The following is a 6,981-nucleotide window of genomic DNA, read 5'->3' as shown; positions in this document are numbered from 1 at the left end:
GAGGTGCACTGACCGCGCTGATCCCTGATCGTGCAGCGCCTGGGATCGGACCAGCAGACGGCTACCATCCTGCGGACTATCTTGTTTATTATGCGCGTCACAGCCTCCGTTTCGATGTCCCCTCCGCGCGGTTCTGGGAGGCTGCTGCAGCCTATGCCCGCACTCCTGACGACCTGGTGAGCCTCGGCCGTGCGGCCGAGGACCGGTGGCGGCTTCGACACGCTAGCAAGCTATATCTGAAAGCCGCTGAGGCAGGGGACATGCGCGCGCTGGGAGCCTTGGCGAAAATGCGAGAAGTAGCGGGCGACGCGATGGGAGCCGAACAGGCTGCGTGCCAGGCCGCCACAGCAGGGGATACTGGTCCATTACGCGCCTTGGCCAAGGCCCGGGAGGAATCCGGGAACATTACGGACGCGGACCGGTTGCATCGGTTTGCCGCCGAGGCAGGCGATACTTCCGCACAAATTGAGCAGGCTCGACTACGGGCCGTGGCCGAAGACTACGATGAGGCAGAACGCATCTACCAGCAGGCCACTCAGTCAGGTGGCGCCGGTGACGTCATTGCTGCTCTCCTAGGGCTGGCTCAGCTGCGGGAAGCGGCCGGGGACCGTGGAGAGGCGAAACGGCTTCGTGCGCAGGCAGACTACATCAACTTTGCTCCGATCGCCCTTTGGCTGAAACAAAGGATTGAGGAAGACGCCGGGCTCACTGATCCCGACGACGCCCTCTCCGCCGGCGATCTTGAGGACCTCGCCTTCGTCGAGGAGGAGGCCGGGAACCGTGCCGTCGCCGAGCAACTGTATCGGCAAGCCACCGCCGCTGGCAGCATCGATGCATCACTACACCATGCTCAGATGTTGGAGCAGACGGGCAATAGATTGAGGGCCGAGCGAATAGCGCTACAGACTGCGAAAAACGGCGACACCAGCGCGCTGATAGCCGTGGCTGACATCCGGCAGAAGACCGGCGACACAGGGGGTGCCATGCGGCTATATCGGAGGGCCTGGGAGCTCGGCGATGCCGATGCATTGTGGAACCTAGCTCGGTTGGAGGAAGCCGCCGGAAACCGCGATGAGGCAAAGTCGCTCTACCTGCAGACAGCCGATGCTGCAGGTAGCGTCTTCGGACTGTGGGAACTCGCCCGGATGCAGGAAGAAGCCGGGGATCGTGCTGGCGCGGAGCGGGTAGCCGGCCGCGCCGTTGAATCCGGTGACGTCGGCGCGCTCGGGCACCTGGCTCGGATGCGAGCGGAAATAGGCGACCGCGCCAGCGCCGAGCGGCTCGCCCGCCAGGCCGTCGACGCCGGCGACACCAGCGCGTTGCGGGACCTCACCCGGACGTTGGACACGGATCCTCGGTGGCGGCAGATATGGCGGTACGGGCTGGAGGCAGACGGCCGGGTCTCAGATCCATGGTGGTAAGAGGGAACAGGAACACCAAAGTCAGATCTCCAATTCAACAGGGGAACTACGGGAAAAACATGATCACCACGCGAAGGCGTCGGCGCGGCTGGCCGACCGACAGGCCGCGCATTAGGGAGGCGTCTTCGCCGCAACCCGTGGAATTGGCGGACACACGGTCACAGCTGTCGATCGCGCGCGACGTGGACGCGTTGCTGTGTGAGATCACAACGTTCTGATCCCTTCGCATGCAGACGCCGAGCGAATCAACTGGAAACCACGAGCGGCGTATGCCTGGTGAGTCTTATCAGCGGCCGGGAGCCGACCGTCGTCAGGAACGACGCCAAGCGGCAGACGGTCTGTCTGTGGACGGAGGGCGCGGGCCGCCCGCGCCACCCGAGAGCGCGTGCAGGCCGGCGACGACGCCGGCCTGCACGCCCATCCACCCGACGAAGGAGGACACCTGCCTCGTCACGACATCCAGGAGGCGATATGCCGATTTATGCCGAGCTCGGCATAAGTCCGCATAGCGGCAGTAGCGCAGCCGCCGGTAGCCCGGATCGTTCGGGTCGCGGGAGGGCATGGTCTTCATCTGCGTGCGCAGCGTGTGACCCGCCTGCCGGTCTCCGTGCTGTTCCAGTCTGCACGCGTGCTGCCACAGCCGCATGTACGGTCGATACGGCGTGCGTCGTTCTCCCCGGTTGTGGGCAGGTAGCAGGGTCTGTTCGATGTACTGGTCCAACCGGTCCAGGTAGATATTGGACAAAATAGGTGAAACAACCCCGCCTTGCGGGCAGCCGCTGAGCGTGTGGTGGTACCGCCAGTCCTCCAGATATCCGGCCTGGAGCAGCCCCTCGATCAGGCGCAGGAACCGACCGTCGTGGATCTTCTCGGCCAGCGTCGAAAGCATGATCTGGTGATCGAAACTCCCGAAACAGTCGGTGATGTCACCCTCGATGAACCACACCGTTCCCCGCCACTGGTGATAGATCTCTCCCAGGGCGGTATGACACCCGCGGCCAGGGCGAAACCCATGGGAGCGGTCGGAGAACTGCGGCTCGTAGTACGCCTCCAACAGCAGGCGGATCACTTCTTGCAGCAGCTTGTCCGACCACGTCGGCAACCCCAACGGACGCTTTTTCGCCGTTCCCTTCTTCTCGATGTAGGTGCGTCGCACCGGGGTCCACCGGTAGCGCTCCTGCCGGAGCGCAGTGATGATCGCCTCGATTGTGCCGAGGTTCATGCCGTCCACGGTCTCGCTCGTGACCCCGGGGGTCGTTGCGCCCGCGTTCCGGGAAATCTTCCCGTAGGCGAGCAGATACAGGTCCGGGTTGAACAAGCATCGGTAGACCCGTTCCAACGGCAGTCCTCTTCTACCGCGTTCACGAATGATCTCCAGTACGGTTGCGGCGTCTCGCATCTCGCGTACCTCACCGTCGTGTTGATCGTGAGCACCTGTGTCCCTTCGCCCGTGCGGACGGCTCTCCCGTCCTCCCTGGCAGGGCGTGACTCCTGCGACTACTACGGACACTCCGTGACCATAGGGCTCGCGCCCCGTAGGCCATCCCGAATTCCCCTTGCGCCAGACGTATCGAGCGTGACGTAGGCGTCCCGTCCGTCCCCTTGAACAGGCTCGTTGCCCGTCGCCCACCGGCCGGGAGGATTGAGATGACGAAAGTCGGAATCATCCGATACCGGCAGCCCCGACATCAGACGCCGTGTCGGGAAGTGTGACGCTTCCACCACTGGAGACTGGGATTCAAACAGTTTGGCCTTCGCCGTATCACGCGGGCCTTGCACGGCAACGCCTTCGACGTCTTCGCTGCGTTCCGCGCTTCCCCGCCATGCTGTGGTCCCCTCGCGGTTTCCCGTCCAGGTAAGGCGGGTGGCCCAGAGGTCACCTCCTCCCGAACCTCTGCCCCCTGCGGGGGCGATCCGGCGCCGAGTTAGACGGCGCACAATCTCGGTTCACTCCGCTCTTCTCATCGCAGTCCGGCGAGCGTGCGTGCCCAGGCCCAGTGCACGAACAATCCGGGCTCTCGATCGAGGAGCCCCGTCCACAATGCCTTGAACCGCTCGTATGGGGCGAAGCCGTCTGTACATCTTGCCAGCCAGCTCGGCGAGGTCGTGCCTGGTACGCGTGCGGATCCGCTCGAGTCGGTGGACCAAGTGCGTGACCAGATCATTCGGGCGATGGTGGGTGGGGAGGCGCGGGATCGCCGGAACGCTGAGCTCTACAGGGTCGCGAAAAAGTCGGAATTTGAGACGGAGCCGTTCGTCTCGACCTGGCCCAGGTCCGTAACTACGTCTCTGGGCTGAAACGCACGGTTTGCTACCTGCGTGAGTATCTCGATCATCCCAACGTGATTCCATACACTCGGCAGCGAAAGCGTTGCGGGAGTGGTCGCCCAATCTTGGCCGCCGTATCTTCAGGGCCCATTCGACCGTTGACGCATCTGATCTCGAATTCGGCGAGGAATATGATCTCCGGAATCTCCGCTGACAACTTCGAGTATTTCTATGGGGTCAGGCTGCCGACCGCTGCGTATCTCCTGGTCGTATACATGCCGAGCAAATCTATATCGCATGTAGATTTCGACGAGCTTCACGAGAGGGAAGAGTGCGGCCGAGAGTCCAGAAAATACGAGCAAGTAGAGATGCACCGAGGCCCCTGCGCGCACCTCACGGAGTCTCCGGGCTTCCGTAAGGCGCTTGAGTCGACGCCATCTCGGTGTTTCGCTGCCGTCCCGGGGCCAGTAGCGATTTCTCGCTGATGGCCCCCCGTTTTACGCCGGCCGGGACTGCACCTCACTCCAGAGGCTACCCGGTCCGCCGGCCGTCTTTGCCAAAGGACGACGTTACCTGTCGCCGATTATAGCCCTCGACCTGTCGCTGGCAAGGTCACTAGCCGGCCGATCGGCATGATCGTCATGAACCCGAGCCGGACAGCCTGACCGAGCTCCGTCGACTGCCACGGATCGGGAGACTTGCCACCGTGAGGGGAGTGTCCGACGCTCGGTGTAAGTGGTGCTGCGCTTGGTAGTGGGTCAGTTGGTGGTGGTCGGGGTCAGGCGTCCCTCGAAAGTGACCGCCAGCGCGTTGAGGGCGGGCTTCCAACGGATCATCCAGCGGGCCCTGCCCTTGCCAGTGGGATCAAGGGAGCGCGTGACGAGGTACAGGCATTTCAAGGCGGCGTCCTCGGTCGGGAAATGACCCCGCGCACGGACCGCCCGCCGGTAGCGTGAGTTCAACGACTCAATAGCGTTCGTCGTGCAAATCACCTTCCTTATCTCCACGTCATAGTCCAGGAAAGGAATGAACTCCTCCCAGGCGTTCCGCCATAGCTTGATGATGGCCGGATAGCGACCGCCCCAGGCCTCGGTGAACTCGGCGAACCGGGCCTCGGCCGCTGACACCGACGGCACCGTGTAGACCGGCCTGAGTGAGGTAGGCCGCTGGCTGGTCCAGGTTTCGTGGCCGGGACGGGGTCGACGGGGCTTCCATCGGACACTTTCGCCGTCCGGCAGCGCGGATGCGCTGTGCTGCCACGAGGCCCGGCTTCGCCAGCGGCCCCCTTTCGATCCGTGCATGTGGTTCTCCCACACACGGCTCTCCGACACCGTTCACCGCGAGGCATGCGCGGTCACCCACCGTGTCCGCCCGGCGAGGCGGAACACACCAAGACGGGCCAGCCAGGCGCCGTCATGACGCCCGGCCCAACCCCGGCCAGGCTGGCCGTGCTTGTTACTGGCAAAGATGGCAAGCCGTAGGTGGACGTAGCTGTCGAGCGATCCCAACGCCCGGGATGAGTTCCCCGCAGCGAAGTAACCCGACCACCCGCGTAGAAGCCGGTTGAGGACCCCTACCCGGTCCGCCAATGACTTACCGACGAAACGTCGATCCGTGGCGTCACGTATCCGCGCCCGGATCGACCGCATCGCCGCCGCCGACGGCCACCGCATCAGGTAGAAACGCCAGGGATGTTTCCACGACCGCACCATGTGATGATGCCAGCCGAGGAAGTCAAACCCCCGACGCCCCTCCCGCAGACACACAATCCTGGACTTGGCGGGATGTAGCCGTAGCCCCAACCGCGCCAGGGTCATGCTGATGCGACGTACGGCCTCGCGTGCCGCCTGTTCGGTGGCACACAGCGCCACGATATCGTCGGCGTACCTTACCAGCACACCGATCCGCCGGCTCGACGCCGCCCATTCCTCGTCAAGGAGGTGAAGCGCAACGTTAGCCAACAACGGGGAAATCGGCGATCCCTGGGGAGTCCCAGCCACGGTGTCACGAATGACACCCGCGTCCAGGACTCCCGCCCGAAGCCAACCGCGCAGCAGTTTCAGCATCCGCCGGTCAGAAACCCGGCGGGCGACCTGTCCCATAACCGCGGCATGGTCCAAAGAACCGAAACAGTCCGCGATATCAACGTCAACCACCCACTGCCGACCCCGGTTCGCCTCAACGCGGATGACTTCACAGGCATCCACTGCGGACCGGCGCGGGCGGAACCCGAAACTCGACGGCAGAAAATCAGCCTCGAACACCGGCTCCAAAACGATCTTCGCGGCGGTCATGACGACCCGGTCCCGAACCGTGGGGATCGACAGCGGCCGGGTGGCACCCGGCTCGCGCTTCGGGATGTGCACCCTGCGCAGCGGAGCCGGCCGGTACGACCCGGCCCGCAACTCCCCCGCGAGGGCATCCAGGAACTCGCCTACCCCGGCGCGCTCGACGTCGTCGATCGACACACCGTCGACCCCGGGCGCGCCCCGGTTCGCACGCACGTCGCTCCACGCCCGCCACAACACGTCGCTGCGAGCGATATGGCCATACAGAGCATGGAAACGACGGGCAGGATCACACTTGGCACTGCGGTAAAGCACACGCTGAAGAGCACGAACCGCATCCAGACCATCGGCCTGGCGGACGGACCTAGCCGCAACGGCACTCATCCGAGTTCCTCCCTCCAACACTGCGCATCGATGAAGCAGGGGCCCTTCGCTCAGGCCGGGTTATGTTGTCCCGACCCTCAAACGCTACTACTGCCCCCTCCGACTGCCTTCCGGCCGCCTGCCACTTCCCGGGACCACCGGTTATAGACAGGCATGCTTCCCGGGCCGCAGACCCGGAGCCGAATAGGCTCTCTCCAGTTCCCAGGACAGCCCTCTGACCGTTCCACGCTCCTTACGCCGGGAGGTTCATAGGCACCCGCTCCAGGATCCCAGATGCCGTCCATGGCCTTCACCCTCTAAGGCACGGGCTCGGCTCCTCCTTGCCCCATCTTTCGACAGGCGGTGCTAACGACGCTGCAAGCTTCGCTTCATGCTGCGGACCGGCCAGTTGCTCGCCCCCTCACAGGGACTTTGTCATTCCGCTTCGACGGCGGCCTCTCAACCGACGCCGGGAACCAGCTACCAGGGATCCTGGCATCTCCCCGGACCGGACTCACACCGGCTGGCTGCCCTGAGCTTATCGACCGGTTACACTTTCCCTCTCCTTTCGTCAAAAGCGCCCGGTCTTCTGGACGCACGCCTGGATGCACCGATTCGATTCGGCGGACCATTCCAGTCAA

1 protein-coding gene and 3 pseudogenes are annotated in these 6,981 nt (G+C 64.1%); 1 reads left to right on the top strand and 3 read right to left on the bottom strand.

Annotation, left to right across the window (positions count from 1 at the left end):
* A pseudogene (locus U9983_RS25760) lies at positions 1-1,421 on the top strand (hypothetical protein); the annotation flags it as partial.
* A gap of 499 nt (positions 1,422-1,920) precedes the next feature.
* On the opposite strand, the pseudogene U9983_RS25755 reads toward U9983_RS25760, so the two are convergent.
* From U9983_RS25755 to ltrA, 3 genes and pseudogenes are all read right to left on the bottom strand, one after another.
* Positions 1,921-2,820 (bottom strand): annotated as a pseudogene (locus U9983_RS25755) (reverse transcriptase/maturase family protein); the annotation flags it as partial.
* Between the two features lie 1,627 nt (positions 2,821-4,447).
* Positions 4,448-4,843, bottom strand: a pseudogene (locus tag U9983_RS25750) (transposase); the annotation flags it as partial.
* A 180-nt stretch (positions 4,844-5,023) separates the two neighbouring features.
* Positions 5,024-6,217: a group II intron reverse transcriptase/maturase gene (gene ltrA, locus U9983_RS25745; protein WP_416211545.1), complete on the bottom strand. Its 1,194-nt coding sequence runs from the start codon at positions 6,215-6,217 to the stop codon at positions 5,024-5,026.
* Positions 6,218-6,981 lie beyond the last annotated feature (764 nt).

The organism is Protofrankia sp. Cas3 (assembly GCF_963555955.1).
GTDB lineage: Bacteria > Actinomycetota > Actinomycetes > Frankiales > Frankiaceae > Protofrankia.
The sequence above is the reverse complement of the archived record's forward strand: the minus strand, read 5'-3'. Positions and strand labels throughout refer to the sequence as shown.